Source organism: Pseudomonas sp. A (assembly GCF_056270345.1).
In genome coordinates, this window is record NZ_CM149873.1 from 4403668 (window position 1) to 4429901 (window position 26234).

The 26234-nt window shown below is 64.7% G+C and carries 22 protein-coding genes; 12 read left to right on the plus strand and 10 right to left on the minus strand.

Annotated elements, in window-relative coordinates; translation table 11 throughout:
* The first annotated feature begins 36 nt into the window (after positions 1-36).
* On the plus strand, positions 37-996 hold the full coding sequence (locus AC0MAZ_RS19635; protein ID WP_232855643.1) for a glutathione S-transferase family protein: 960 nt from the start codon (positions 37-39) through the stop codon (positions 994-996).
* A gap of 118 nt (positions 997-1114) precedes the next feature.
* On the opposite strand, the gene cysG is transcribed toward AC0MAZ_RS19635, so the two are convergent.
* The 6 genes from cysG to AC0MAZ_RS19665 form a co-directional block, all read right to left on the minus strand.
* Positions 1115-2506, minus strand: coding sequence for a siroheme synthase CysG (gene cysG / locus AC0MAZ_RS19640; RefSeq protein WP_203652241.1), 1392 nt, complete (start codon positions 2504-2506; stop codon positions 1115-1117).
* Positions 2507-3787 (minus strand): serine--tRNA ligase, encoded by a 1281-nt coding sequence (gene serS / locus AC0MAZ_RS19645; protein WP_254464197.1) that lies wholly within the window; start codon positions 3785-3787, stop codon positions 2507-2509.
* A gap of 30 nt (positions 3788-3817) precedes the next feature.
* Positions 3818-4192, minus strand: coding sequence for a fluoride efflux transporter CrcB (gene crcB / locus AC0MAZ_RS19650; protein ID WP_110733660.1), 375 nt, complete (start codon positions 4190-4192; stop codon positions 3818-3820).
* A complete protein-coding gene (locus tag AC0MAZ_RS19655; protein WP_475858901.1) occupies positions 4189-5514 on the minus strand; it encodes a replication-associated recombination protein A in 1326 nt (441 codons plus the stop codon). The genes crcB and AC0MAZ_RS19655 overlap by 4 nt, the downstream gene beginning before the upstream one ends.
* 12 nt (positions 5515-5526) lie before the next feature.
* Positions 5527-6150, minus strand: coding sequence for an outer membrane lipoprotein periplasmic chaperone LolA (gene lolA / locus AC0MAZ_RS19660; protein ID WP_203652232.1), 624 nt, complete (start codon positions 6148-6150; stop codon positions 5527-5529).
* Positions 6151-6212: 62 nt separating this feature from the next.
* Positions 6213-8645 carry a DNA translocase FtsK gene (locus AC0MAZ_RS19665; protein ID WP_234560759.1) on the minus strand — a complete coding sequence of 811 codons (2433 nt, stop codon included), beginning with the start codon at positions 8643-8645 and terminating at the stop codon, positions 6213-6215.
* 425 nt (positions 8646-9070) lie between these two features.
* Here AC0MAZ_RS19665 and aat point away from each other — a divergent pair, with 425 nt between their 5' ends.
* From aat to infA, 3 genes are all read left to right on the plus strand, one after another.
* A complete protein-coding gene (gene aat, locus AC0MAZ_RS19670) occupies positions 9071-9751 on the plus strand; it encodes a leucyl/phenylalanyl-tRNA--protein transferase (RefSeq protein ID WP_203652222.1) in 681 nt (226 codons plus the stop codon).
* A 57-nt stretch (positions 9752-9808) separates the two neighbouring features.
* Entirely contained in the window at positions 9809-10516 is a 708-nt protein-coding gene (locus AC0MAZ_RS19675) for an arginyltransferase (protein ID WP_203652220.1), read from the plus strand.
* A 103-nt stretch (positions 10517-10619) separates the two neighbouring features.
* Positions 10620-10838, plus strand: coding sequence for a translation initiation factor IF-1 (gene infA, locus AC0MAZ_RS19680; RefSeq protein ID WP_002553999.1), 219 nt, complete (start codon positions 10620-10622; stop codon positions 10836-10838).
* A gap of 143 nt (positions 10839-10981) precedes the next feature.
* Here infA and clpA read toward each other — a convergent pair whose 3' ends face one another.
* Positions 10982-13252: an ATP-dependent Clp protease ATP-binding subunit ClpA gene (gene clpA, locus AC0MAZ_RS19685; RefSeq protein ID WP_203652218.1), complete on the minus strand. Its 2271-nt coding sequence runs from the start codon at positions 13250-13252 to the stop codon at positions 10982-10984.
* A gap of 30 nt (positions 13253-13282) precedes the next feature.
* The gene (gene clpS / locus AC0MAZ_RS19690; RefSeq protein WP_203652216.1) at positions 13283-13657 is read right to left on the minus strand and encodes an ATP-dependent Clp protease adapter ClpS; all 375 of its coding nucleotides are present in this window, start codon (positions 13655-13657) and stop codon (positions 13283-13285) included.
* Between the two features lie 231 nt (positions 13658-13888).
* Here clpS and cspD point away from each other — a divergent pair, with 231 nt between their 5' ends.
* On the plus strand, positions 13889-14143 hold the full coding sequence (cspD, locus tag AC0MAZ_RS19695) for a cold shock domain-containing protein CspD (protein WP_186716100.1): 255 nt from the start codon (positions 13889-13891) through the stop codon (positions 14141-14143).
* 77 nt (positions 14144-14220) lie between these two features.
* On the opposite strand, the gene icd is transcribed toward cspD, so the two are convergent.
* Positions 14221-15477, minus strand: a complete 1257-nt coding sequence (gene icd / locus AC0MAZ_RS19700; protein WP_203652214.1) for an NADP-dependent isocitrate dehydrogenase — start codon at positions 15475-15477, stop codon at positions 14221-14223.
* Positions 15478-16055: 578 nt separating this feature from the next.
* On the opposite strand from icd, the gene AC0MAZ_RS19705 reads away from it, so the two are divergent.
* From AC0MAZ_RS19705 to AC0MAZ_RS19735, 7 genes are all read left to right on the plus strand, one after another.
* Positions 16056-18281 carry an NADP-dependent isocitrate dehydrogenase gene (locus AC0MAZ_RS19705; protein WP_475858902.1) on the plus strand — a complete coding sequence of 742 codons (2226 nt, stop codon included), beginning with the start codon at positions 16056-16058 and terminating at the stop codon, positions 18279-18281.
* 191 nt (positions 18282-18472) lie between these two features.
* Entirely contained in the window at positions 18473-18913 is a 441-nt protein-coding gene (locus AC0MAZ_RS19710) for an NUDIX hydrolase (RefSeq protein WP_234560763.1), read from the plus strand.
* A 59-nt stretch (positions 18914-18972) separates the two neighbouring features.
* A complete protein-coding gene (gene mnmA, locus AC0MAZ_RS19715) occupies positions 18973-20097 on the plus strand; it encodes a tRNA 2-thiouridine(34) synthase MnmA (RefSeq protein WP_232855650.1) in 1125 nt (374 codons plus the stop codon).
* Positions 20094-20720, plus strand: a complete 627-nt coding sequence (gene hflD, locus AC0MAZ_RS19720; protein ID WP_475858903.1) for a high frequency lysogenization protein HflD — start codon at positions 20094-20096, stop codon at positions 20718-20720. Before mnmA ends, hflD begins: the two co-directional genes overlap by 4 nt.
* 241 nt (positions 20721-20961) lie before the next feature.
* Entirely contained in the window at positions 20962-22332 is a 1371-nt protein-coding gene (purB, locus tag AC0MAZ_RS19725; RefSeq protein ID WP_062359667.1) for an adenylosuccinate lyase, read from the plus strand.
* Between the two features lie 81 nt (positions 22333-22413).
* The gene (locus tag AC0MAZ_RS19730; protein ID WP_232855652.1) at positions 22414-23580 is read left to right on the plus strand and encodes a ribosomal protein uL16 3-hydroxylase; all 1167 of its coding nucleotides are present in this window, start codon (positions 22414-22416) and stop codon (positions 23578-23580) included.
* Complete coding sequence (locus AC0MAZ_RS19735; RefSeq protein ID WP_203652207.1) at positions 23573-24007, plus strand: GNAT family N-acetyltransferase; 435 nt, start codon at positions 23573-23575, stop codon at positions 24005-24007. The genes AC0MAZ_RS19730 and AC0MAZ_RS19735 overlap by 8 nt, the downstream gene beginning before the upstream one ends.
* A 159-nt stretch (positions 24008-24166) precedes the next feature.
* Here AC0MAZ_RS19735 and AC0MAZ_RS19740 read toward each other — a convergent pair whose 3' ends face one another.
* The gene (locus AC0MAZ_RS19740) at positions 24167-26017 is read right to left on the minus strand and encodes a polyurethane esterase (RefSeq protein WP_475858904.1); all 1851 of its coding nucleotides are present in this window, start codon (positions 26015-26017) and stop codon (positions 24167-24169) included.
* Between the last annotated feature and the right edge of the window lie 217 nt (positions 26018-26234).

The following is a 26234-nucleotide window of genomic DNA, read 5'->3' on the forward strand; positions in this document are numbered from 1 at the left end:
CCAACGACAAACGATTGTGTTTCGAGGAGCTCCGAGATGGGCCTTTTGATCGATGGCCGCTGGCATGACCAGTGGTACCAGAGCAGCAAGGACGGCGCCTTTCAGCGCGAGAACGCGCAGCGGCGCAATCCATTGCCCGCCGCCGAGGCCGGCCGCTATCACCTGTATGTGTCGCTGGCCTGTCCGTGGGCGCACCGCACCCTGATTTTCCGCGCCATCAAGGGCCTGGAGCCGTTGATCGATGTCTCGGTGGTCAGCTGGCTGATGGGCGAGCACGGCTGGACCTTCGACCAACAGCAAGGCTCCAGCGGCGATCAGCTGGACGCGCTGCAGTACCTGCACCAGCGCTACACCCAGGACGACCCGCACTACACCGGGCGAGTGACCGTGCCGGTGCTGTGGGACAAGCAGGAGAAACGCATCGTCAACAACGAGTCGGCCGAGATCATCCGTATCTTCAACAGCGCCTTCGATGAGTTGACCGGCAATACCCTGGACCTCTACCCCGAGCCGCTGCGGGCGACCATCGATGGGCTCAACGAGCGTATCTATCCGGCGGTGAACAACGGCGTGTACCGCGCCGGCTTCGCCACCTCGCAGGACGCCTACGAGACCGCCTTCGACGAGGTGTTCAATGAGCTGGATCATCTGGAAGGGCTGCTGGGTCGCCAGCGCTACCTGGCCGGCGAGTACCTGACCGAGGCCGATGTACGCCTGTTCACCACGCTGGTGCGTTTCGATGCGGTGTACCACGGGCACTTCAAGTGCAACCTGCGCCGCCTGAGCGACTACCCGAACCTGTCCAACTGGCTGCGCGAGCTGTACCAGTGGCCGGGGGTGGCGGGCACGGTGAACATGGAGCATATCCAGAAGCACTATTACATGAGCCACAAGACCATCAACCCGAATGGGATCGTGCCCAAGGGGCCGTTGCAGGACTTTGGCTTGCCGCATGATCGGGAGCGGTTGTCGGGGAAAGGGATCTGGCAGGCTTGAGAAAGCCGGGGCTGCTTTGCAGCCCTTTCGCGGCACAAGGCCGCTCCTACAGAGGGTATGCGATCCCTGTAGGAGCGGCCTTGTGCCGCGAAAGGGCCGCAAAGCGGCCCCAGCAATTTCAGCTGTCCTGCGCCCCTTCAAACCACGCCAGCTTCTCGCGCAGCTGCACCACTTCCCCAACGATCACCAGGGTCGGCGCATGCACTTCATGCCGCGCCACCAGCTCCGGCAGGTCAGCCAGGGTACCGGTGAACACCCGCTGATTGCGCGTGGTCCCCTGCTGCACCAGGGCTGCCGGCGTGCTCGCCGCGCGACCATGGCGGATCAACTCGGCGCAGATGGTCGGCAACCCGACCAAACCCATGTAGAACACCAGGGTCTGGGCCGGCGCCACCAGGTCATCCCAGGGCAGGTTGCTGGTGCCATCCTTCAGGTGACCGGTAACGAAGCGCACCGATTGGGCGTAATCGCGGTGGGTCAGCGGAATCCCGCCATACGCGGAACAACCACTGGCCGCGGTGATGCCCGGCACCACCTGGAACGGAATACCCTCGTCCGCCAGCTCCTCGATCTCCTCGCCACCCCGACCGAAGATGAACGGATCACCCCCCTTGAGCCGCAGCACGCGCTTACCCTGGCGGGCCAGGTCGACCAGCAGGCGGTTGATCTTGTCCTGTGGCACAGCGTGATCGGCGCGGCGCTTGCCGACATAGATGCGTTCGGCGTCACGCCGGCACATCTCGATAATGGCCGGGGCCACCAGGCGGTCGTACAGCACCACGTCGGCCTGCTGCATCAGGCGCAGGGCACGGAAGGTCAGCAGGTCCGGATCGCCCGGCCCCGCGCCCACCAGGTACACCTCGCCGCCCTGCTGCACCGGCGCGCCATCGACCATCGCCTGCAACAGGCGTTCGGCCTCGGCGCCCTGCCCGGCCAGTTGGCGCTCGGCGACCGGGCCCTGGAACACACTCTCCCAGAAGCCACGGCGCTGGTTGACGTCCGGGTACAAGGCCTTGACCTTGTGCCGGAAACGCGCCGCCAGCCCGGCCAGCTCGCCGTAGGCGGACGGGATCCAGGCTTCCAGCTTGGCGCGGATCAAGCGCGCCAGCACCGGGGCGTCGCCACCGCTGGAGACCGCCACCACCAGGGGTGAACGGTCGACGATGGCGGGGAAGATCACCGTGCACAGGGCCGGGGCATCCACCACATTGACCGGCAGGCTGCGCGCCTGGGCCTCGGTCGAGACCTGGGCATTGAGCGCCGAGTCGTCGGTGGCCGCGATCACCAGGCGGCAGCCCTCCAGGTCACTCGCCTGGTAGCCACGCACCAGCACCTCGCCACCGCCCTCGCGTGCCAGCGCGGCCAGCTGGCCGTCGACCTCCGGCGCCACCACCCGCAGCGCGGCGCCGGCATCGGCCAGCAGGCGCGCCTTGCGCAGGGCGATCTCGCCGCCACCGACGACCAGCACGCGGCCGCCCTGCAGCTTATGGAAAAGCGGCAGGTAGTCCATTCAGCGAATGACCTCGACGCCACCCATGTACGGCTTGAGCACGTCCGGCACGCGGATCGAACCGTCGGCCTGCTGGTAGTTCTCCAGCACCGCCACCAGGGTCCGGCCGACAGCCAGGCCCGAACCGTTGAGGGTGTGTACCAGCTCCGGCTTGCCGGTTTCCGGGTTGCGCCAGCGGGCCTGCATGCGCCGCGCCTGGAAATCACCGCAGTTGGAGCAGGAGCTGATCTCGCGGTACTTGTCCTGGCTCGGCACCCACACTTCCAGGTCGTAGGTCTTCACCGCACCGAAGCCCATGTCGCCGGTGCACAGCGCCAGCACGCGGTACGGCAGTTCCAGCAGCTGCAGCACACGCTCGGCGTTGGCGGTCAGGCCTTCCAGGGCTTCCATGGATTTCGCCGGCTCGACGATCTGCACCATCTCGACCTTGTCGAACTGGTGCTGACGGATCATGCCGCGGGTGTCGCGGCCCGAGGCGCCGGCTTCGCTGCGGAAGCACGGGGTGTGGGCAACCAGCTTGAGCGGCAGCTGCTTGGCGTCGAGGATCTCGCCGGCCACCAGGTTGGTCAGCGACACTTCGGCGGTCGGGATCAGGTAGAAGTCGGCCTCGCCTTCGCGGCTGATCTTGAACAGGTCTTCCTCGAACTTCGGCAGCTGGCCGGTGCCTTGCAGGGCCGGGGCCTGTACCAGGTACGGGGTGTAGTGTTCCTCGTAGCCGTGCTCACCGGTGTGCAGGTTGATCATGAACTGCGCCAGGGCGCGGTGCAGGCGGGCGATCGGGCCGCGCAGCACGGCGAAGCGGGCACCGGACAGCTTGGCCGCGGCCTCGAAGTCCAGGCCACCGCTGACTTCGCCCAGGGCGACGTGGTCCTTGATCTCGAAGTCGAAGGTGGTCGGGGTGCCCCAGCGGCGCACTTCGACGTTGTCGTCTTCACTGGCACCGACCGGCACGCTGGCGTCCGGCAGGTTGGGGATGGTCAGCAGGATGCCGTCCAGCTCGGCCTGGATACCGTCCAGCTCGGTCTTGCCGGCGGCCAGCTCATTGGCCATGCGCTCGACGTCGGCCATCAGCGGCGCGATGTCCTCGCCCTTGGCCTTGGCCTGACCGATCGATTTGGAACGGGCGTTACGCTCGGCCTGCAGCTGCTCGGTGCGGGTCTGCACCGCCTTGCGGCGCTCTTCCAGCGATTCGATGCGCGCGACATCCAGGCTGAAGCCACGGGAGGCCAGGCGGTCCGCCACTTCCTGAAGTTGGCCGCGTAACAGTTTGGAATCGAGCATATCGTTCTCTCGTTATAAGTAGGTGTTGGTTCAGAATCGGGTCAGGGACAGGCCGGCCCAGGTCGCGAGCAGGCCGCCTACCACGCTGATAATGGTATAGCCCAAGGCCAGCGGGACCTGCCCGCTTTCCATCAGGCGCACGGTATCGAGCGAGAAGGAGGAAAAAGTGGTCAGGCCGCCGAGAAAGCCGACGATCAGCCCGGCGCGCAGCTCGACCGGCACCAGCGGCTTGTGCAGGAACAAGCCGTAGAGCAGGCCGATCAGCAGGCAGCCAACCAGGTTGACCGCCAGCGTACCGGCATAGAAGTGCCGTGGCCAGTGGGCCGCGACCCAGTTGGCGGTGGCGAAGCGCAGCAGCGTGCCGGCAACCCCGCCGGCGCTGACGGCAGCGATAAGTGCAATCACGGTTTTCTCCGCTGGCGGGGGCTGTTGCGGTCCAGCTCGGCCAGGTGCTTGAGCTTCTCGCCGATCTTCAGCTCAAGCCCTCGCGGCACCGGCTGGTAATAGTGGCGCGGCTCGAGCTGCTCGGGGAAATAGTCCTCGCCAGCGGCGTAGGCATCCGGCTCGTCGTGGGCGTAGCGGTACTCCTCGCCATAGCCCAGTTGCTTCATCAACTTGGTCGGCGCGTTGCGCAAGTGCAGCGGCACTTCCAGCGAACCGTGCTCGGCGGCCTCGCGCATGGCCGCCTTGAAGCCCATGTACACCGCGTTGCTCTTCGGCGCGCAGGCAATGTAGGTGATGGCCTGGGCCACCGCCAGCTCGCCTTCAGGGCTGCCCAGGCGCTCCTGCACGTCCCACGCCGCCAGGCACAGGCTCAGGGCGCGGGGGTCGGCGTTGCCGATGTCCTCGCTGGCCATGCGCACCACCCGGCGGGCGATGTACAGCGGGTCGCAGCCGCCGTCGAGCATGCGCGCGTACCAGTACAGCGCGCCGTCCGGATTGGAGCCGCGCACCGATTTGTGCAGCGCGGAAATCTGGTCGTAGAAGGCCTCGCCGCCCTTGTCGAAACGCCGGCGGCTGTCGCCGAGCAGGCTCTGCAGCAGCTCGACGCCGATCTCGCCGCCGTCTTCGGCCAGGTCCGAGGCATTCTCGAGGAAGTTGAGCATGCGCCGGCCATCGCCGTCGGCGGCGGCCATGAGCATCTTGAACGCCTCATCCCCCACCCGCAGGTTGCGCTTGCCCAGGCCGCGCTCCTCGCTCAGGGCGCGATCGACCAGCTTGCGCAACGCGGCCTCGTCCAGGCTCTTGAGCACATAGACCCGCGCCCGCGACAGCAGCGCGTTGTTCAGCTCGAACGACGGGTTTTCGGTGGTGGCGCCGATGAAGATCAGCGTGCCGTCCTCCACGAAGGGCAGGAAGGCGTCCTGTTGCGACTTGTTGAAGCGGTGCACCTCGTCGACGAACAGGATGGTGCGCCGGCCATACTGGCCAGCCTGCTGCTTTGCCACCTCGACCGCCTGGCGGATCTCCTTGACCCCGGCCAGCACCGCCGACACCGTTTCGAAGTGGGCATCGCAGAACTGCGCCAGCAGCCGCGCCAGGGTGGTCTTGCCCACCCCCGGCGGCCCCCAGAAGATCATCGAGTGCAGCGCACCCTGCTCCAGCGCCTCGCGCAGCGGCTTGCCACGCGCCAGCAGGTGCTCCTGGCCGACGTACTCGTCCAGGTTGGACGGACGCAGGCGGGCGGCCAGGGGCTGGGCGACGGGTTCGCTTCGAAACAGGTCCATCACGCTCTCTCATTACTCCTGGATGACGTCAGCGCCTTCCGGAATCTTGAACTGGAACTTGTCCGCCGGGACTGGCTGGTTGGCCTTGACCCCATTGAACAGGATGTTGGTGCGCTGGCCGACGCTGTCGATCAGCTGCATGTCATTGATCAGGCCCCTGCGGAACGACACGCGCAGCGAGTCGAACAGGGTGTCCTTGGTCTTGGGCTTCAAGGTGAAGTCCATCACTTCGCCCTGCTCCTTGGAGGTGATGTCGAAGCTCTGGCTGATCTTCGACACATCGCCGGACAGCAGCAGCGCCGGGGTCTGGTTCAGGCGCACGTCGAGCTTCTTGACGGTGGCCTGCTCCAGGTCCGGGTCCCACAGGGTGACGTTCTTGCCGTCGGACACCACTACCTGCTCCTGGGGCGCATCGGTGTGCCAGTAGAACAGGCCTGGGCGCTTGACGGTCATCTTGCCGTTGGTCTCCTGCAAGCTGGTGCCGCCGGCATCCAGGGTCAGCTGGGAGAAATTGGCTTCGATGGTCTGCGACTTTTCCAGCAATTGCGTCAGGCGCTGGACGTCCTGTTCGCCGGCCTGGGCCGACAGGCTGGCCGTAGCCAGGGCAGAAACCAACAGCATGCGAATCGCGCGCATGGAAATCCTCATTGCACAGTGAAGGGGCCGGACGCCGTCAATGGTGCCCGGCAGGTTGTTCATCAGTCGCGCGGGCCGCCCGGGGCAATCACTTCCCGCGAGCCGTTGCTGTTCATCGGCGTGACCACGCCGGCCATCTCCATCGACTCGATCATCCGCGCGGCGCGGTTGTAGCCGATCTTGAGCTTGCGTTGTACCGCCGAGATCGACGCCCGGCGGCTTTCCAGCACGAACTGCACGGCTTCGTCGTAGAGCGCGTCGGCTTCCGGGTCGTCGCCATCGCCGCCGCCACCGCCGCCTTCGAAGCCACTGCCGGCCTCCTCGACGCCGTTGAGGATGTCATCGTTGTAGTCCGGCGCGCCGCGCAGCTTCCAGGCCTCGACCGTACGATGCACCTCGTCGTCGGAAACGAACGCGCCATGCACGCGGATCGGCAGGCTGGTGCCCGGCGGCATGTAGAGCATGTCACCGTGACCGAGCAGCTGTTCGGCGCCGCCCTGGTCGATGATGGTCCGCGAGTCGATCTTGCTCGACACCTGGAACGCCATGCGGGTCGGGATGTTGGCCTTGATCAGGCCGGTGATCACGTCCACCGACGGGCGCTGGGTGGCCAGGATCAGGTGGATACCGGCGGCACGGGCCTTCTGGGCGATACGCGCGATCAGCTCTTCGACCTTCTTGCCGACGATCATCATCATGTCGGCGAATTCGTCGACCACCACCACGATGGTCGGCAGGGTCTTCAGCGCCGGCGGCTCGTCGTCCATGCTCTCGCGACGGTACAGCGGGTCGTGGATGATCTCGCCGGCTTCCTGGGCGTCCTTGATCTTGCGGTTGAAGCCCGCCAGGTTGCGCACGCCCATGGCCGCCATCAGCTTGTAGCGGCGCTCCATCTCGGCCACGCTCCAGCGCAGGGCGTTGGCGGCGTCCTTCATGTCGGTGACCACCGGGCACAGCAGGTGCGGGATGCCTTCGTAGATCGACAGCTCGAGCATCTTCGGGTCGATCATGATCAACCGCGCGTCTTCCGGGCCCGACTTGAACAGGATCGACAGGATCATCGCGTTCACACCCACCGACTTACCGGAACCGGTGGTACCGGCCACCAGCAGGTGCGGCATCTTGGCAAGGTCGGTGATCACCGGCTTGCCGCCGATGTCATGGCCCAGGGCCAGGGTGACCGGCGACTTGTTCTCGTCGAACTGCGGCGACGACAGCACCTCGGAGAAGCGCACCATCTGGCGGTTCTCGTTGGGGATCTCGATACCCACGGTGGTCTTGCCGGGAATGACCTCGACCACGCGCACGCTGGTCACCGCCAGCGAGCGCGCCAGGTCCTTGGCCAGGTTGGCGATACGGCTGACCTTGACGCCTGCGGCCGGCTGGATCTCGTAGCGGGTGATCACCGGGCCCGGGTGGATCGAGTCGACCGCGACTTCCACGCCGAATTCCTTGAGTTTGATCTCCAGCAACTGGCCGACGCCGGCCAGGGACTCCGGCGAGTACTCGATCTTTTTCTGCTCGGCCGGGTCGAGGATGGAAATCGACGGCAAGGTGCCTTCCACAGCGCTGTCGATGAACAACGGCGCTTGTTTTTCCTTCATGACACGCTTGCTCGGCTCCGGCGCCTTGTCCGCGGTCGGCGGGATGATCACCGGGGCGGCGGGCTGCGGGCGAGCTACCACGGTTTCGCGCGGTGCGACCGGACGGGCCGGCGGCTCCTCGCGCATCACCACGGGCTCGGCGCGTTCACGCGGCTGCGGCTTGGCCGGCTCGCGCTTGTCGCCCAGATCGAAGACCGGGTCGTCGACTTCACGCAGTTGGGCTTCCAGGCGCTTGCGCTCGTTGCGCGCCTCCCACCAGCGGTTGGCGGCGCCCTGCACCAGTTCGAACAGGTCGAGGGTGATCTTGCCGGTGAGGTCCATCACCTTGAACCACGAGAGGTCGGTGAACACGGTCAGGCCGAACAGGAACAGGGCGATGAACATCAGCGTGCTGCCCTGCACGTTGAGCAGGTTGCGCGCCAGATCGCCGAGGCTCTCGCCCAAGGCGCCACCGGCGGAGAACGGCATGCTCGCCGGCGGGTGGAAGTGGATATGCGCCAGCGCCGCGCCCGACAACACCAGGAACACCAGGCCGATCAGGCGCCAGGAGAACAGCCAGCCGCTCCACTGCCAGGGCTGGTGGCGCTCGCGGAAGATCTGCCAGGTCTTGATCGCCAGCAGCAGCGGGAAGATATAGGCGAAGTAGCCAAGCACCATGAACAGGATGTCGGCGAAGTAGGCCCCGGCGCGGCCGGCGGCGTTCTGCACCTGCTCGGCATTGCTGGTGTGGCTGAAGCCTGGGTCGGCGGTGTCGTAGGTCACCAGTGCCATCCACAGGTACAGGCACAGGGCACCGACGGCAATCAGCGCACCTTCCTTCAGGCGGTAATGCAGCTGTTGCCGCCACAGGGGCACTGGCAAGGGGGCTGGAGTTGCGGTGGATTTCTTCAAAACGCGTCTATTCCTGCGCGTGCTGCGCGTCCAATAGTGATTGGCCGGTCACTGGCCAATGAACCACTACTTTTAACATTACTGCCCGCCAGCCGCCATGGCGGCACGCCGTGTGGGGCGTGAACGGGGGCTACTTTCATATAGCTGCAATTTGAGCATGCATTTTCTTTTGTGACAAAGGCTTATGCTGTGTTTTTGCACAGGTGTGACAGCAAAAGCGCCAGATGGTGCCAAGTGACCTGTCAATGGCAGGGCAATTACCAAGGGTTTCGCCTGATCCGGCGCCTTCGCGGGTAAACCCGCTCCCACAGGGTTATCGGCACGCCTGTGGGAGCGGGTTTACCCGCGAAGGCGCCACAGCAGTTGACCCTGCCAGGCACCCACGCCATGCTGCCCTCTCCCCTCCCCCGCCGCTCAAGAACCCCATGCTCACCTGGCTGACCCGCGATTCGCTGACCTTCCCGCCCCTGGAAAAGGCCCTGCACGACCCCAATGGCCTGCTCGCCGCCGGCGGCGACCTTACCCCGGACCGTCTGGTCGCGGCCTATCGCCATGGCTGCTTCCCCTGGTACCAGGATGGCCAGCCAATCCTCTGGTGGTCACCCGACCCGCGCACCGTATTGTTCCCGGACGAGCTGCACGTCTCGCGCTCGCTGGCCAAGCTGATTCGCCAGGGCCGCTACCAGGTGAGCTTCGACAGCGACTTCAGCGCCGTGATCGACGCCTGCGCCGCGCCACGGGACTATGCCGACGGCACCTGGATCACCGACAACATGCGCGCCGCCTACTGCGAGCTGCACCGGCGCGGCATCGCCCATTCGGTGGAGGTGCGCCGCGACGGCGAGCTGGTCGGCGGCCTGTACGGCCTGGCCATGGGCCGGCTGTTCTTCGGCGAGTCGATGTTCAGCCGCGCCGACAACGCCTCCAAGGTGGGCTTCGTGACCCTGGTCGAGCACCTCAGGCAGGCCGGCTTCGTGCTGATCGACTGCCAGATGCCCACCGACCACCTGCACAGCCTGGGGGCCCGCGCCATCAGCCGGGTCGACTTCGCCAGCCATCTGGCGCAGTACCTGGACCAGCCCAGCGGCGCCCGCTGGGTTGCCTAGGCGAGTTCCCGGAGCTGGCTTACACTTAGAGACAACGTCTCACCTAAGGGGTTGATCATGACAGAGCTGGCGCGGTTGAAGTTCTATGCCACTCAACCCCACTCCTGCAGCTACCTGCCGGATGAACAGGCGACCACGCTGTTCCTCGACCCGAGCCAGCCGATGGACGTGCACGTCTACGCCGACCTGTCGGAAATGGGCTTTCGCCGCAGCGGCGACCACCTTTATCGCCCGCATTGCCAGCAATGCAACGCCTGCGTGCCGGCGCGCATCCCGGCGGCGCGCTTCATTCCCAACCGCCAGCAGCGGCGCATCCTCAAGCGCAATGCCGACCTGACCGTCACTGCCGCCCGCCCGTCCTTCAAGGAAGAATACTTCGACCTGTACCGGCGCTATATCGAGCAACGCCACGCCGACGGCGACATGTACCCGCCCAGCCGCGACCAGTTCTCCACCTTCCTGGTCCGCGACCTGCCGTTCTGCTGGTTCTACGAGTTCCGCCTGGAGGGCCGGCTGCTGGCCGTGGCGGTGTGCGACCTGCTGCCCAACGGCCTGTCGGCGGTGTACACCTTCTATGAACCCGAGGAGGAACGCCGCAGCCTGGGGCGCTACGCCATCCTCTGGCAGATCACCGAGGCCCTGCGCCAGGACCTCGAGGCGGTGTACCTCGGTTACTGGATCAAGAACTGCAAGAAGATGAACTACAAGACCCAGTACCGCCCCATCGAACTGCTGATCAACCAGCGCTGGGTCAGCCTCAACTGAAAGACATTGGCTTGAAACACAAATTTCGGGCATAATCCACGCCACTTTTTTGCCCGGTGCAGTCGTGCGTCGGGCCATCACTGGATACCGAGGGCTTTACTGCATGTCGAAAGAAGACAGCTTCGAAATGGAAGGCACTGTCGTCGACACCCTGCCCAACACCATGTTCCGCGTGGAGTTGGAAAACGGGCACGTCGTTACCGCGCACATCTCTGGCAAGATGCGCAAGAACTACATCCGTATTCTCACTGGCGACAAGGTCCGCGTCGAACTGACGCCGTACGACCTGAGCAAGGGCCGCATCACCTACCGTGCGCGCTAAGCTCAAGCCATGAAAAAGCCCGGCCAATGTGCCGGGCTTTTTTGTGGGCGCTGAAAAGCATCGCGGGGCAAGCCCGCTCCCACGCCAGTTTCTGCTGGCGTGGGAGCGGCGGTGCGCCGATGCGACTTGCCCCGCGATGGTCGTTACGCGACCTCGGCCGTGGTCTCGTAATCGAACACCAGCTCGCCATCGCGCAGGTCGATGTGCACCACACCACCGTGCTCGGCCAGCTCGCCAAACAGGATCTCCTCGGCCAGCGGCCGCTTGATCTTGTCCTGGATCAGCCGCGCCATCGGCCGCGCGCCCATCTGCACGTCGTAGCCCGAGGCCGCCAGCCAGCCGCGGGCGGCGTCGGTGACCTCCAGCAGCACACGCTTGTCTTCCAGCTGCGCCTGCAGTTCGATGAGGAACTTGTCGACGATGCTCTTGATCGTCTCGTGGGACAGGCGGCCGAACTGGATGATGGTGTCCAGGCGGTTGCGGAACTCCGGCGTGAAGCTCTTGCGGATGACCTCCATCGCATCGGACGAGTGGTCCTGGTGGGTGAAGCCGATCGACGCCCGCGCGGCGGTTTCGGCGCCGGCGTTGGTGGTCATGATCAGGATCACGTTGCGGAAGTCCGCCTTGCGCCCGTTGTTGTCGGTCAGGGTGCCGTGGTCCATTACCTGCAGCAGCAAGTTGAAGACTTCCGGGTGGGCCTTCTCGATCTCGTCGAGCAGCAGCACGCAGTGCGGTTGCTTGGTGATGGCCTCGGTCAGCAGACCACCCTGGTCGAACCCGACATAGCCGGGCGGCGCACCGATCAGGCGCGACACGGTGTGCCGCTCCATGTACTCGGACATGTCGAAGCGCACCAGTTCCACGCCCAGGGCCTTGGCCAGCTGGCGGGCGGCCTCGGTCTTGCCCACGCCGGTGGGGCCGGCGAACAGGAACGAGCCAACCGGCTTGTCCGGTGCCTTGAGGCCGGCACGGGACAGTTTGATGGCGGTGGCCAGCGAGTCGATCGCCGCATCCTGGCCAAACACGGTCAGCTTCAGGTCACGCTCGAGGTTGCGCAGCAGCTCCTTGTCGGAGCTGGTGACGTGCTTCGGCGGAATCCGCGCGATCTTGGCGACGATGTCCTCGACCTGCGGCACGTCGATGCGCTTGACCCGATTGGCTTCCGGCTGCAGGCGCTGGTAGGCGCCAGCCTCGTCGATCACGTCGATGGCCTTGTCCGGCATGTGCCGGTCATTGATGTAGCGCGAGGCCAGTTCGGCGGCGGCGCGCAGGGCCTCGTCGCTGTACTCGATGTTGTGGTGGCTCTCGAAGCGGCCCTTGAGCCCGCGCAGGATGCCCACGGTGTCCTCCACCGACGGTTCGGTGACGTCGACCTTCTGGAAGCGCCGCGCCAGGGCGCGATCCTTCTCGAAGATGCCGCGGAACTCCTGGAAGGTGGTGGAACCGATGCAACGGATCTCACCGGATGACAACAGTGGCTTGAGCAGGTTGGACGCATCCATCACGCCACCGGAAGCCGCGCCGGCGCCGATGATGGTGTGGATCTCGTCGATGAACAGGATGGCCTGCGGACGTTTTTTCAGCTCGCCGAGCAGCGCCTTGAAGCGCTTCTCGAAGTCGCCGCGGTACTTGGTACCGGCCAACAGCGCGCCCAGATCGAGCGAGTAGACCACGCTCTGGGCCAGCAGGTCGGGCACCTGGCCATCGACAATGCGCTTGGCCAGGCCTTCGGCGATGGCGGTCTTGCCCACACCGGCCTCACCGACCAGCAGCGGGTTGTTCTTGCGCCGGCGGGCGAGGATCTGCGCCACGCGCTCGACCTCCTGCTCACGCCCGACCAACGGGTCGATGCGCCCGGCCCGGGCCAGTTCGTTGAGGTTGCTGGCATAGGCGTCCAGCGGGTTGCTGGAAGACGACGCTTCGCCGCCCTCCTCGTCCTGCATGTCCTGCTCGCTCTCGCTGTGCGAACCGTGGCCCGGCACCTTGCTGATGCCGTGGGCGATGTAGTTGACGACGTCGATGCGCGCCACGCTCTGCTGCTTGAGCAGGAATACCGCCTGGCTTTCCTGTTCGCTGAAGATCGCCACCAGCACGTTGGCGCCGGTCACTTCGCGCTTGCCGGAACTCTGCACGTGGAACACGGCACGCTGCAGCACACGCTGGAAGCCCAGGGTCGGTTGCGTCTCGCGGTCCTCGTCATGCACGGGGATCAGCGGGGTGGTCGAATCGATGAACTCCTGCAGGTCGTGCTTGAGTTTGTCGAGATTGGCGCCACAGGCGCGCAGAACGGTCGCGGCAGCCTCATTGTCAAGGAGTGCCAGCAGCAGATGTTCGACGGTCATGAACTCATGACGCTTCGAACGAGCCTCCTTGAAGGCCAGATTGAGGGTGACTTCGAGCTCGCGGTTTAACATAGCTTCACCTCATACCCAAGTGGTCGGCGATTAACCGTCCTTCTCGATTTCACAGAGTAGCGGATGCTGGCTTTCCCTGGCGTATTGGTTGACCTGCATGGCCTTTGTCTCGGCGATGTCACGGGTAAACAATCCGCATACTGCCCGCCCTTCGGTATGGACGGTCAGCATGATCTTCGTTGCCAGCTCGCGGTTCAGATTGAAGAACGTCTCGAGCACTTCGACGACGAAATCCATTGGCGTGTAGTCATCGTTGAACAAAACCACCTTGTACATCGGTGGCGCCTGCAGGATCGGCTTGGCCTCCTGGACCGCAAGGCCGGCGCCATCGTCCTCATGCCCGTCCTCGTTCGACTGCGGGCGATCCTGATTGAATGTTAGTCGAATCTCACTGGGTACATGCATGGAAAGAATTTCATCATGAGCGACAGGTTAAGGTTGTGGGTTGACCGCGCAGGCCACTTCCGGCGCGGGCGCCGGCTGACCTTGACTATCGGCAAAACGGTGTTACAACCAATAAGAACCCACCGTGGTCGATAAAGATCCGCGCAGTCAACCAGATTTTCTCGCAAGGTTCGTATGCGGATGAAGTGGATGATACTCCAGTGATGGAGTCCTTTGCAGAGGGACATAGGGATGGCAAGCGGTAAAGTCAAGTGGTTCAACAATGCCAAGGGCTACGGATTCATCAACGAGGACGGCAAGACTGATGATCTGTTCGCCCATTATTCAGCGATCCAGATGGACGGTTACAAGACGCTGAAAGCAGGCCAAGCCGTGAACTTCGAGATCATCCAGGGCCCCAAAGGGCTGCACGCGACCGACATCAGAAGCGCCACCAGCAGCGTCCAGGCCAGCGCGACGAACCCGGGCAACACCGTCGAAGTCTGATCCCCGACCTGCCTGCCGGTAAACGAAAAAACCGGTCGCCCCTTTAATAAAAGAGGCGACCGGTTTTTTTGCCCCGCTTACATGTGCTTGATCAGCGCCTCGCCAAAGCCCGAGCTACCGACCAGGGTCGCGCCGTCCATCAGGCGCTCGAAGTCGTAGGTCACGGTCTTGGCCGCGATGGCGCCATTGGTGCCCTTGATGATCAAGTCGGCCGCCTCGGTCCAGCCCATGTGCCGCAGCATCATTTCGGCCGACAGAATCACCGACCCCGGGTTGACCTGGTCCTTGCCGGCGTACTTCGGCGCGGTGCCGTGGGTGGCCTCGAACATGGCCACGGTGTCCGACAGGTTGGCCCCCGGCGCGATGCCGATCCCGCCCACTTCCGCCGCCAGGGCGTCGGACAGGTAGTCGCCGTTGAGGTTGAGGGTGGCGATCACATCGTACTCGGCCGGACGCAGCAGGATCTGCTGGAGCATGGCGTCGGCGATGGCATCCTTGACGACCACCTCACGGCCGGTTCTCGGGTTCCTGAACTTCATCCACGGGCCGCCATCGAGCAGCTCGGCGCCGAACTCGTCGCGCGCCACCTCGTAGCCCCAATCCTTGAAGGCCCCTTCGGTGAATTTCATGATGTTGCCCTTGTGCACCAGGGTCAGCGACTTGCGGTCGTTGTCCACCACATACTGCAACGCCTTGCGTACCAGGCGCTTGGTGCCCTCCTTCGAGACCGGCTTGACGCCGATGCCGCAGTCCTGGTCGAAGCGGATCTTGGTGACGCCCATCTCCTCCTTGAGGAACTTGATCACCTTGTTCGCCTCGGGCGAGCCGGCCTTCCACTCGATGCCGGCATAGATGTCCTCGGAGTTCTCGCGGAAGATCACCATGTCGACGTCACCCGGCTTTTTCACCGGGCTCGGCACGCCCTGGAACCAGACCACCGGACGCAGGCACACATAAAGGTCGAGCTGCTGGCGCAGAGCCACGTTGAGCGAACGGATGCCGCCACCGACCGGGGTGGTCAGCGGCCCCTTGATCGACACGACATAATCCTTTACCGCATCCAGGGTCTCCTGGGGCAACCAGGTGTCCTGGTCGTAGACCTGGGTGGCTTTCTCGCCGGCGTACACTTCCATCCAGGCAATCTTGCGCTTGCCGCCGTAGGCTTTCTGCACGGCGGCATCAACCACCTTGATCATCACCGGCGAGACATCCACGCCGATACCGTCGCCTTCGATGTAGGGAATGATGGGGTTGTCGGGAACATTGAGCGAATGGTCTGCATTGACGGTGATCTTGGCACCATCAGACGGAACCTTGATTTTCTGGTATCCCATGCTGCACTACTCCGCTTTTCCTGGGGTGATTGGAAATCGTGCGATCCACTGAGCCTAAACCACATCTGCCGACCTGCAAGGTACGCTCGCCGATCTGGACCGCCATCCCTGCAAGCACTACGTGGGAGCGGGCTTGCCCCGCGAACACCGGCGAAGCCGGTGCCACGCACTGCGGCGCACGCATCGCGGGTCAAGCCCGCTCCCACGTCGACCACCAAAGAACTGGGTGTGTTTCACCGCCCAAGCCTGCGGCAACACGCCACATTGCTCCTACGTCTTTGGTCTTATAAATGCGCTGATACCACTTCGCCTTGCTGAATAGCCCAAAGGGTTTGATATACTCCGGCGCGACCATGGGGTCATCGGGGCGAACCCTAGGAAAATGCGGCTCGCCCTTGGTCATGAATGACCACAAAGCCTGGGTTGTTACCGCGGCCCAGCACTTGACGCTCGACTGATGCATCCACCATCACCGCTCGCAGCCTCTCGACTTTCCGCTCATGGCGTCGCCAGGGCGAAGCGCCTACCCTGCGCACCTCGAGACTCGAGTACGCTCAGCACATAGAGAGTTAACCCGCATGCCCACCCGTTCCAAGATCATCTACACCTTCACCGACGAAGCCCCCGCCCTCGCCACCTACTCGCTGCTGCCGATCGTCGAGGCCTTCACCGCTTCGGCCGATATCGCCGTCGAAACCCGCGACATCTCCCTGGCCGGCCGTATCCTTGCCGCCTTCCCGGAGCAACTGGGCGCAGGTAAGCAGGTAGGCGATCACCTGGCGGAACTGGGCCAGCTGGCCACCACCCCTGAAGCCAACATCATCAAGCTGCCGAACATCTCCGCATCGGTTCCACAGCTGAAGGCCGCGATCAAGGAGCTGCAAGCCAAGGGCTTCAACATCCCCGACTACGCCGACGAGCCAGCCAGCGCCGAGGAAAAAGAATCCCGCGCCCGCTACGACCGCATCAAGGGCAGCGCCGTGAACCCGGTCCTGCGCGAAGGCAACTCCGACCGCCGCGCCCCGCTGTCGGTCAAGAACTACGCCCGCAAGCACCCGCACAAGATGGGCGCCTGGGCCGCCGACTCCAAGTCGCACGTTGCCCACATGACCCAGGGCGACTTCTACGGCAGCGAAAAAGCCGCGCTGATCGAGGCTGACGACAGCCTGCGCATCGAACTGGTCGGTAAAGACGGCAGCACCACCGTCCTGAAAGAAAAAACCGCAGTCAAGGCCGCCGAAGTCATCGACTGCGCCACCCTGAGCCGCAAGGCCCTGAAAGCCTTCATCGCCGAGCAGATCGCCGATGCCAAGACCTCCGGCGTGCTGCTGTCGGTGCACCTGAAAGCCACCATGATGAAGGTCTCCGACCCGATCATGTTCGGCGTGATCGTCGAAGAGTTCTACAACGACGTGCTGGCCAAGCACGCCGCCGCCCTGGCCGAAGTCGGCTTCAACGCCAACAACGGCATCGGCGATCTGTACGCCCGCATCAAGGACCTGCCTGCTGAAAAGCAAGCCGAGATCGAAGCCGACATCCAGGCCCTGTACGCCGTTCGCCCGGCCCTGGCCATGGTCAATTCGGACAAGGGCATCACCAACCTGCACGTACCGAGCGACGTCATCGTCGACGCCTCGATGCCTGCGATGATCCGCGACTCGGGCAAGATGTGGAACACCGCCGGTGAACTGCAGGACGCCAAGGCGATCATCCCGGACCGCTGCTACGCCGGCATCTACCAGGCCACCATCGAAGACTGCAAGGCCAACGGCGCCTTCGACCCGACCACCATGGGCAGCGTGCCGAACGTCGGCCTGATGGCGCAAAAAGCCGAAGAATACGGTTCCCACGACAAGACCTTCCAGATCAAGGCCGACGGCGTCGTGCGCGTGGTCGATGGCAAGGGCCAGGTCGTGCTGGAGCAGAACGTCGAAGCCGGTGACATCTTCCGCATGTGCCAGACCAAGGACGCGCCGATCCAGGACTGGGTCAAGCTGGCCGTCAACCGCGCCCGCCTGAGCAACACCCCGGCGGTGTTCTGGCTGGACCCGGCCCGCGCCCACGACGGCGTGATGATCGAGAAGGTGCAACAGTACCTTAAGGATCACGACACCTCCGGCCTGGACATCCGCATCCTGGCCCCGGTCGACGCCATCAAGTTCTCCCTGGCCCGCATCCGCGAAGGCAAGGACACCATCTCGGTGACCGGCAACGTGCTGCGCGACTACCTGACCGACCTGTTCCCGATCATGGAGCTGGGCACCAGCGCCAAGATGCTGTCGATCGTCCCGCTGATGAACGGCGGTGGCCTGTTCGAGACCGGCGCCGGCGGTTCGGCACCGAAGCACGTGCAGCAGCTGGTCGAAGAGAACTTCCTGCGCTGGGACTCGCTGGGTGAGTTCCTGGCCCTGGCCGCCTCCCTGGAGCACCTGGGCAACACCTACGACAACCCGCGCGCCAAGGTCCTGGCCAACACCCTGGACCAGGCTACCGGCAAGTTCCTCGACACCAACAAGTCGCCTTCGCGCAAGGTCGGCGGTATCGACAACCGTGGCAGCCACTTCTACCTGACCCTGTACTGGGCAGAAGCACTGGCCGCCCAAACCGACGACGCCGCCCTGCAGGCGCGCTTCGCCCCGCTGGCCAAGACCCTGAGCGAGAACGAGGCGACCATCGTCGCCGAGCTCAACGCCGTCCAGGGCAAGCCGGCCGACATCGGTGGCTACTACGCCCCGGATGCCGAGCTGACCGCCAAGGTGATGCGCCCAAGCCAGACCCTGAACAGCGCCATTGCCGCCCTGTAAGGTTCGCTTGACGTAACAGCACAGACCCCGGCCACGCACCGGGGTTTGTGCTTTCTGGATAAATGATATCTGGCGACCAACACGAAGCCTGTGGGAGCGGGTTTACCCGCGAATGCGTCATTGAATTCACCATCGCATTCGCGGGTAAACCCGCTCCCACAGGGTTCACGCCAGCCCTACTGGAGCTGTTCATGACCTGGCAACCCCACATCACCGTCGCCACCATCGTCGAACACGACGGCAAGTTCCTCTTCGTCGAGGAATTCAAGGCCGGCCAGCACGTACTCAATCAACCCGCTGGCCACCTCGAAGCCAACGAAACCATCGCCCAGGCGGCCCTGCGCGAAACCCTCGAGGAAACCGCCTGGGAGGTCGAGCTCACCGGCGTGGTCGGCATCTACCTCTATACCGCCCCGAGCAACGGCGTCACCTACCAGCGCATCTGCTTCGCCGCCCGCCCCGTGCGCCATCACGCTGACCTGGCGCTGGACAGCGACATTGTCCGCGCCGTCTGGCTGACCCGCGACGAACTGCTGGCCGAGCCGTCGCGCTGGCGCAGCGAGCTGGTACCGCGCTGCCTCGACGACTACCTGGCAGGCCCGCTGCACAGCCTCGATCTGCTGCGCGACTGACGCCAGCCCGCGGGTTTGATAGAATCGGCGTTTTTCCCCTCTGATACACACCGGTAGCCATGACCAGCCCAGCACTCAAAGACCCCGCCAAGACCCGCGTCATCGTCGGCATGTCCGGCGGCGTGGACTCTTCCGTCTCCGCCCTTCTGCTCATCGAGCAGGGCTACCAGGTGGAAGGTCTGTTCATGAAGAACTGGGAAGAGGACGACGGCACCGAATACTGCACCGCCCGCGAAGACCTGGCCGACGCCCAGGCCGTGTGCGACCGCATCGGCATCAAGCTGCACACCGCCAACTTCGCCGCCGAATACTGGGACAACGTGTTCGAGCACTTCCTCGAGGAGTACAAGGCCGGCCGCACGCCCAACCCGGACATCCTCTGCAACCGCGAGATCAAGTTCAAGGCGTTCCTCGACTACGCCCTGTCCCTGGGCGCCGACCTGATCGCCACCGGCCACTACGTGCGCCGCCGCGACACAGGCGCGCTGACCGAGCTGCTCAAGGGCCTGGACCCGAACAAGGACCAGAGCTACTTCCTGCACGCCGTCGGCGGCAAGGAAATCGCCCGTACCCTGTTCCCGGTCGGCGAGCTGGAAAAGCCCGAGGTACGCGCCATCGCCGAAAAACACGGCCTGGCCACCGCCAAGAAGAAGGACTCCACCGGCATCTGCTTCATCGGCGAGCGCCGCTTCAGCGATTTCCTCAAGCAGTACCTGCCGGCCCAGCCCGGCGAGATCCAGACCACCGAAGGTGAAGTGATCGGCCAGCACCATGGCCTGATGTACCACACCATCGGCCAGCGCCAGGGCCTGGGCATCGGTGGCCTGAAAGACGCCGGCGACGAGCCGTGGTACGTGCTGGAGAAAGACCTCTCGCGCAACGTGCTGGTGGTCGGCCAGGGCAACGAGCACCCGTGGCTGTTCTCCCGCGCCCTGCTGGCCTCGGAGATCTTCTGGGTCAACCCGATCGACCTGTCCAGCCCGCGCCACCTGACTGCCAAGGTGCGTTACCGCCAGGGCGACCAGCAGTGCACCCTGGAACGCACCGAGAGCGGCTACCGCGCCGTCTTCGACGAGCCACAGCGCGCCGTCACCCCGGGTCAGTCGGTGGTGTTCTATGACGGCGAGGTATGCCTGGGCGGCGGCGTGATCGAGATCGCCGAGCCATGGAGCCCGCGCCGATGAACAACCTCCAGGAGCAGTTGATCGCCCTGGGCGGCGTGTTCCAGGCCGCGGTGCTGGTCGACCGCATCGCCCGCACCGGCCAGGCCAGCGAAGCCAATATCGGCTGCATGCTCGGCAGCCTGCTGGTGCGCGACCCGAAGGACACCCTGGAGGTATTCGGCGGCGACGACCTCAACCTGCGCGACGGCTACCGCGCACTGGTCGGCGCCCTGGAGCGCGACCCCAGCAGCCTGCAGCGCGAACCGCTGCGCTACGCCCTGTCGATGCTGGGCCTGGAGCGCCAGTTGAACAAGCGTGGCGACCTGCTCGAAACCATCGGCAACCGCCTGCCGCAGATCCAGTCCCAGGCCGAGCATTTCGGCCTGGTTCATGAAAACGTCATCGCTTCCAGCGGAGCCTTGTATCAGGACACCCTGAGCACCTTGCGCCAGCGTATCCAGGTGCACGGCGACATGCGTTTCCTGCAGCAGGCCAGCAATGCCTCGAAGATCCGCGCCCTGCTGCTGGCCGGCATCCGTGCCGCGCGCCTGTGGCGACAGCTGGGCGGACACCGCTGGCAACTGGTGTTCAGCCGGCGCAAGTTGCTCAATGAACTGTACGGGATGATGCGTACCGCTGATTGAAACTGCGCCCTGTGTAGGAGCGGCCTTGTGCCGCGAAAGGGCTGCGCAGCAGCCCCGGCAATCTGTGCCGGGGCGAAGGTTCTGGGGCCGCTGCGCGCCCCTTTCGCGGCACAAGGCCGCTCCTACACAGGGTATTGCGACATGATTCACAGGCCCGACCTTTGGTCAGCCACCCGACTCGGGCGCGTTTTTCATGTATGATATGCGCCCTTCCAAAAGCCTGACTGTCCGAGAACACCCCATGCAGCTCTCCTCGCTCACTGCGGTTTCCCCTGTAGACGGCCGTTATGCCGGCAAAACCCAGGCCCTGCGCCCCATCTTCAGCGAATTCGGCCTGATCCGTTTCCGCGCCCTGGTCGAAGTACGCTGGCTGCAGCGCCTGGCCGCCCACCCGCAGATCGGCGAAGTGCCGGCGTTCTCCGCCGAAGCCAACGCCGTGCTGGACAGCCTGGCCACCGATTTCAAGCTCGAGCACGCCGAACGCGTCAAGGAAATCGAGCGCACCACCAACCACGACGTCAAGGCCATCGAGTACCTGCTCAAGGAGCAAGCGGCTCAACTGCCTGAGCTGGCCAAGGTCAGCGAGTTCATCCACTTCGCCTGCACCAGCGAGGACATCAACAACCTGTCCCACGCCCTGATGCTGCGCGCCGGCCGTGACGACGTACTGCTGCCGCTGATGCGCCAGATCGCCGAATCCATCCGCGCCCTGGCCCACGCCCACGCCGACGTGCCGATGCTGTCGCGCACCCACGGCCAGCCGGCCTCGCCGACCACCCTGGGTAAAGAGCTGGCCAACGTCGTCTACCGCCTGGAGCGCCAGATCGCCCAGGTGGCCGCCGTGCCGCTGCTGGGCAAGATCAACGGCGCCGTGGGCAACTACAACGCCCACCTGTCGGCCTACTCGCAGATCGACTGGGAAGCCAATGCCCGCGCCTTCATCGAGGACGAGCTGGGCCTGGTGTTCAACCCCTACACCACCCAGATCGAGCCGCACGACTACATCGCCGAGCTGTTCGACGCCATCGCCCGCTTCAACACCATCCTCATCGACTTCGACCGTGACGTCTGGGGCTATATCTCGCTGGGCTACTTCAAGCAGAAGACCGTCGCCGGCGAAATCGGCTCCTCGACCATGCCGCACAAGGTCAACCCGATCGACTTCGAGAACTCCGAAGGCAACCTGGGGATCGCCAACGCACTGTTCCAGCACCTGGCCAGCAAGCTGCCGATCTCGCGCTGGCAGCGCGACCTGACCGACTCCACCGTGCTGCGCAACCTGGGCGTGGGCTTCGCCCACAGCGTCATCGCCTATGAAGCCAGCCTGAAGGGCATCGGCAAGCTGGAAGTCAACGCCGCCCGCATCGCCGCCGACCTGGACGCCTGCTGGGAAGTCCTGGCCGAGCCGATCCAGACCGTGATGCGCCGCTTCAACATCGAGAACCCCTACGAGAAGCTCAAGGAGCTGACCCGTGGCAAGGGCATCACCCCTGAAGCGCTGCTGACCTTCATCGACGGCCTGGACATGCCGGCCGAAGCCAAGGCCGAGCTCAAGCAACTGACTCCTGCCACCTACATCGGCAACGCGGTAGCCCAGGCCAAACGCATCTGACCTGTGCCCCGCGCCTAACGCCCGGCCTGGCCGGGCGTTTTTATTCCCGTACGAAAACCAAGTTTTTTCAATAGGTTGAACATGAATTCTGATACTCCACTGCAACTGTTGGGCGGCCTTACGGCCCGTGAATTCCTGCGCGACTACTGGCAGAAGAAGCCACTGCTGGTGCGTCAGGCCTTCCCCGACTTCGTCAGCCCCATCGACGCCGACGAGTTGGCCGGCCTGGCCCTGGAAGAAGAAGTCGAGTCGCGCCTGGTGCTCGAGCACGGCGAGCGCCCGTGGGAGCTGCGTCGCGGCCCGTTCGCCGAGGACGCCTTCGCCGACCTGCCCGAGCGCGACTGGACCCTGCTGGTGCAGGCGGTTGACCAGTTCGTGCCGGAAGTCGCCGAGCTGCTCGAAGAGTTCCGTTTCCTGCCCAGCTGGCGCATCGACGATGTGATGATCAGCTACGCGGCGCCCGGCGGCAGCGTCGGCCCGCACTTCGACAACTACGACGTGTTCCTGCTGCAGGGCGACGGCACGCGCAACTGGAAAGTCGGGCAGATGTGCAACAGCGACAGCGCGCTGATCGACCACGCCGACCTGCGCATCCTGGCCGACTTCGAGCAGAGCGAGGAGTGGACCCTGGAGCCGGGCGACATGCTCTACCTGCCGCCGCGCCTGGCCCACTACGGCGTTGCCGAGAGCGAGTGCCTGACCTACTCGGTGGGCTTCCGTGCCCCGAGCGCCGCCGAAGTGCTGACCCATTTCACCGACTTCCTCGGCCAGTTCCTGCCCGATGAGGAGCGCTACAGCGACGCCGACGCCCAGCCGGTCAGCGACCCGCACCAGATCCAGCATGATGCCCTCGACCGCCTCAAGGCGCTGATCGACAAGCACATGGCCGACAAGGACCTGCTGCTGACCTGGTTCGGCCAGTTCATGACCGAGCCGCGTTATCCCGAGCAGGTTGTCGGTGAAGAGCTGAGCGAGCAGGACCTGATCAACTATCTCGAACAGGGCGCCGTGCTGATCCGCAACCCAAGCGCACGCATGGCCTGGTCCGAGCTCAACGACGACCTGATGCTGTTCGCCAGCGGGCGCAGTTGCCCGCTGCCAGCCAAACTGCGCGAACTGCTTAAGCTGGTGTGCGCCGCCGATGCCTTGCACATCGACAACCTTGGCCAGTGGCTGCAGGACGAAGACGGTCTGATGCTGGTACAACAGCTGGTCATGCAAGGCAGCCTGGGATTCGCCGATGAATAAGATCAGTGTTCGACTGGCCGACTGGCACAAGGACAACGCCGACATCCACCGCATCCGCAGCGCCGTGTTCGTCGCCGAGCAGCACGTGCCGCCGGAGCTGGAATTCGACGCAGAAGACCCGACCGCCGTGCACTTCCTGGCCATGGAGGGCGACTACCCGATCGGTACCGCCCGCCTGCTGCCCGACGGCACGATTGGCCGGGTCTCGGTGCTCAAGGACTGGCGCGGCCTGAACGTGGGCGACGCGCTGATGCGCGCGGTGATCATCGAGGCGCAGAACCGCGACCTCAAGCAGCAGATGCTCAGCGCCCAGGTACACGCCACGCCGTTCTACGAGCGCCTGGGGTTCCGCGTGGTCAGCGAGGAGTTCCTCGAGGCCGGCATCCCGCACGTGGACATGGTTCGCGACTCGCGCGAGATGGCCTGAGCCACCAGGTTGGCTGCCTACTCTTTGTAGGAGCGGCCTTGTGCCGCGAAAGGGCTGCATAGCAGCCCCAGGATTTCAGCGTTGGCGCAAAGATCGCCGGGGCCGCTATGCGGCCCTTTCGCGGCACAAGGCCGCTCCTACAGGGTTACGCCCGCCCCCTCAGGCAATCACGATCTGCCCATCCCCCACCCCCTGAGCAGAGATCCCCACCAGCGTCACGCTGTCCCCGCCGAACTTCAGCACCAGGTCATCGCCAACCTGGCTGGCATGGGCACGCCAGTCCGGCGTCGCCGTACCACCATCCACACCGATGAACACCAGCCGGTCCTGCCCGGTGAAGTCCAGCACCCGGTCCTGGCCGAAATGCTCGCTGAACAGGAAGGTGTCGCGCCCGCCGCCGCCAAAGAGCACATCATTGCCTGCACCACCGACCAGCACGTCATTGCCGGCGCCGCCCTGCAGCCGGTCGTCGCCGCCCAGGCCGAACAGCCACTGGCCCTGGTTGCCCGCCACCAGCTGGTCGCCGGCCTGTGTGCCGTTGAGCGAGGACGCATAGGGCGTGACCTTGCCGCTCTCGAACAGACCTTGAGCCGCCACCCCGTGGCTGACCTCCTTGCTGAAGATCAGCAGGCTCGACTCCTTGCTCACCAGGTTCTCGACATTGCGCACCAGGCTGATGCCGCCCTGGCCATCGCGCACGTACAGCGTGCCCTCGCCGTCCCGGGCGATGCTCAGGTTGGCCAGGGCGTCCTGCAGCTTCAGGGTGTCATGACCGGCGCCGCCATCGATCAGGTTGAAGCCGCCGTCATCGCGGAAGGTGTCGTTGCCGGCCCGCCCTTCGAGGTAGTCGTTGCCGCGCCCGCCATGGATCAGATCGTCCTGCTCTGAGCCGATGATGAAGGTGCTGCCCTTGTGCGGCTCGGCATTGCGGTTGAGGTCCTCGACCCAGGTCGAGCCACGGGTGACATCGGACAAGTTGCTGACCACGATGGTCGAGTCGCGGCTGGTCCATTGATAGAACGACGAGCCCAGCACCCGGCTAAGGCCATCGGCATAGGCCGTCGGCAGGTGCGACAGCCAGGTGGCGATGTTGCCGATGGAGAACGGCAGCAGGTTCCAGGCGTCGGAGGCGTAGTGGTCGTTGAAGTTGACGATGTTGTTGGTGGCCGAGGCCTTGGCGCCGTCGTGCACGCCCAGGGTGCCCCAGGTTGCCGAGGTGCCATCGAGCACGCGGAATACCGGGTCGTTCTCATAGCCGATATTGAGCACCTTGCTGGCATCGGCGGCCTGGGTCGGCGAGGCGAAGGCGACGTAGCGCGCATCCTGGTAGAAACCGCCCCAGCGCGAGCCGCTCAGGTCGGCCAGGCTGTTGACCGCCAGGCCGCCGAGGCTGTGACCACTGACGGTAACATCGGCGCCACTCAGACCATTGGCCTTGGCAAAGGCCGCCACATCGGCGAGCAGTTGCCCGAATGCGTTACCGGCGTAGTCACGGGCATAGCCGGCCGGGCCGATCGCCGCCAGCAGGTCGTTGATGGCATCGCCGATGGTGTCGCCCAGCAGGTTCTCGCGCGGCCCGCTGGTGCCGCGGAAGGCGATGCCGATGCCGCTGAGCTGGCCGGCGGCATCGTAGCGGCCGAGGATTTCCACCTGCGCCGAGGTGTAGCCCGGCGCTTCGCCGTGGAAGGTGCCACGGCCGTCGGTCTTGCCCTGGTAGCCCAGCTGCGCCGCGTTGATCGGCGTCCAGCCGGCGGCCTTGACCTGGGCCAGGGCGCGGGCTTCGGAGTCGGGGTTCCAGGGGATGCCGGGGATCACGCCCTGGCTGTCGGTGCCGCCGATCAGCGCCTTGACCAGGGTGGCCGGCAGGCCCAGGCCGAAGCCGTACTTCTGGTAGCCGGCGCTGAAGCCATCGTCGATACCATGGTAGGCATAGGTGGCCAGGGCCATGGCATCTTTATAGAGCGAGGAAGAGGCAGTGCTGTCGAGCTTTCGGTAATCGAAAACGGGCATAGGTTTACATCCCTGTTGTTCTTGTAGGAAGGACACCCCAGCGACATCGTCCAGTGACACGACTGGCGGGCGAAAGGCAAAGCTGGCACGCATTTGCCGACTCGTCCAACCCCAAGGGGTGGCTACCCTGCCAAACATGCGGGCGAAAAACCTGTACATGCATACAGATAAAGCTTGCCTGCACGCCCTGGCTTGCGCATCCTAGTGCCTATCTTCC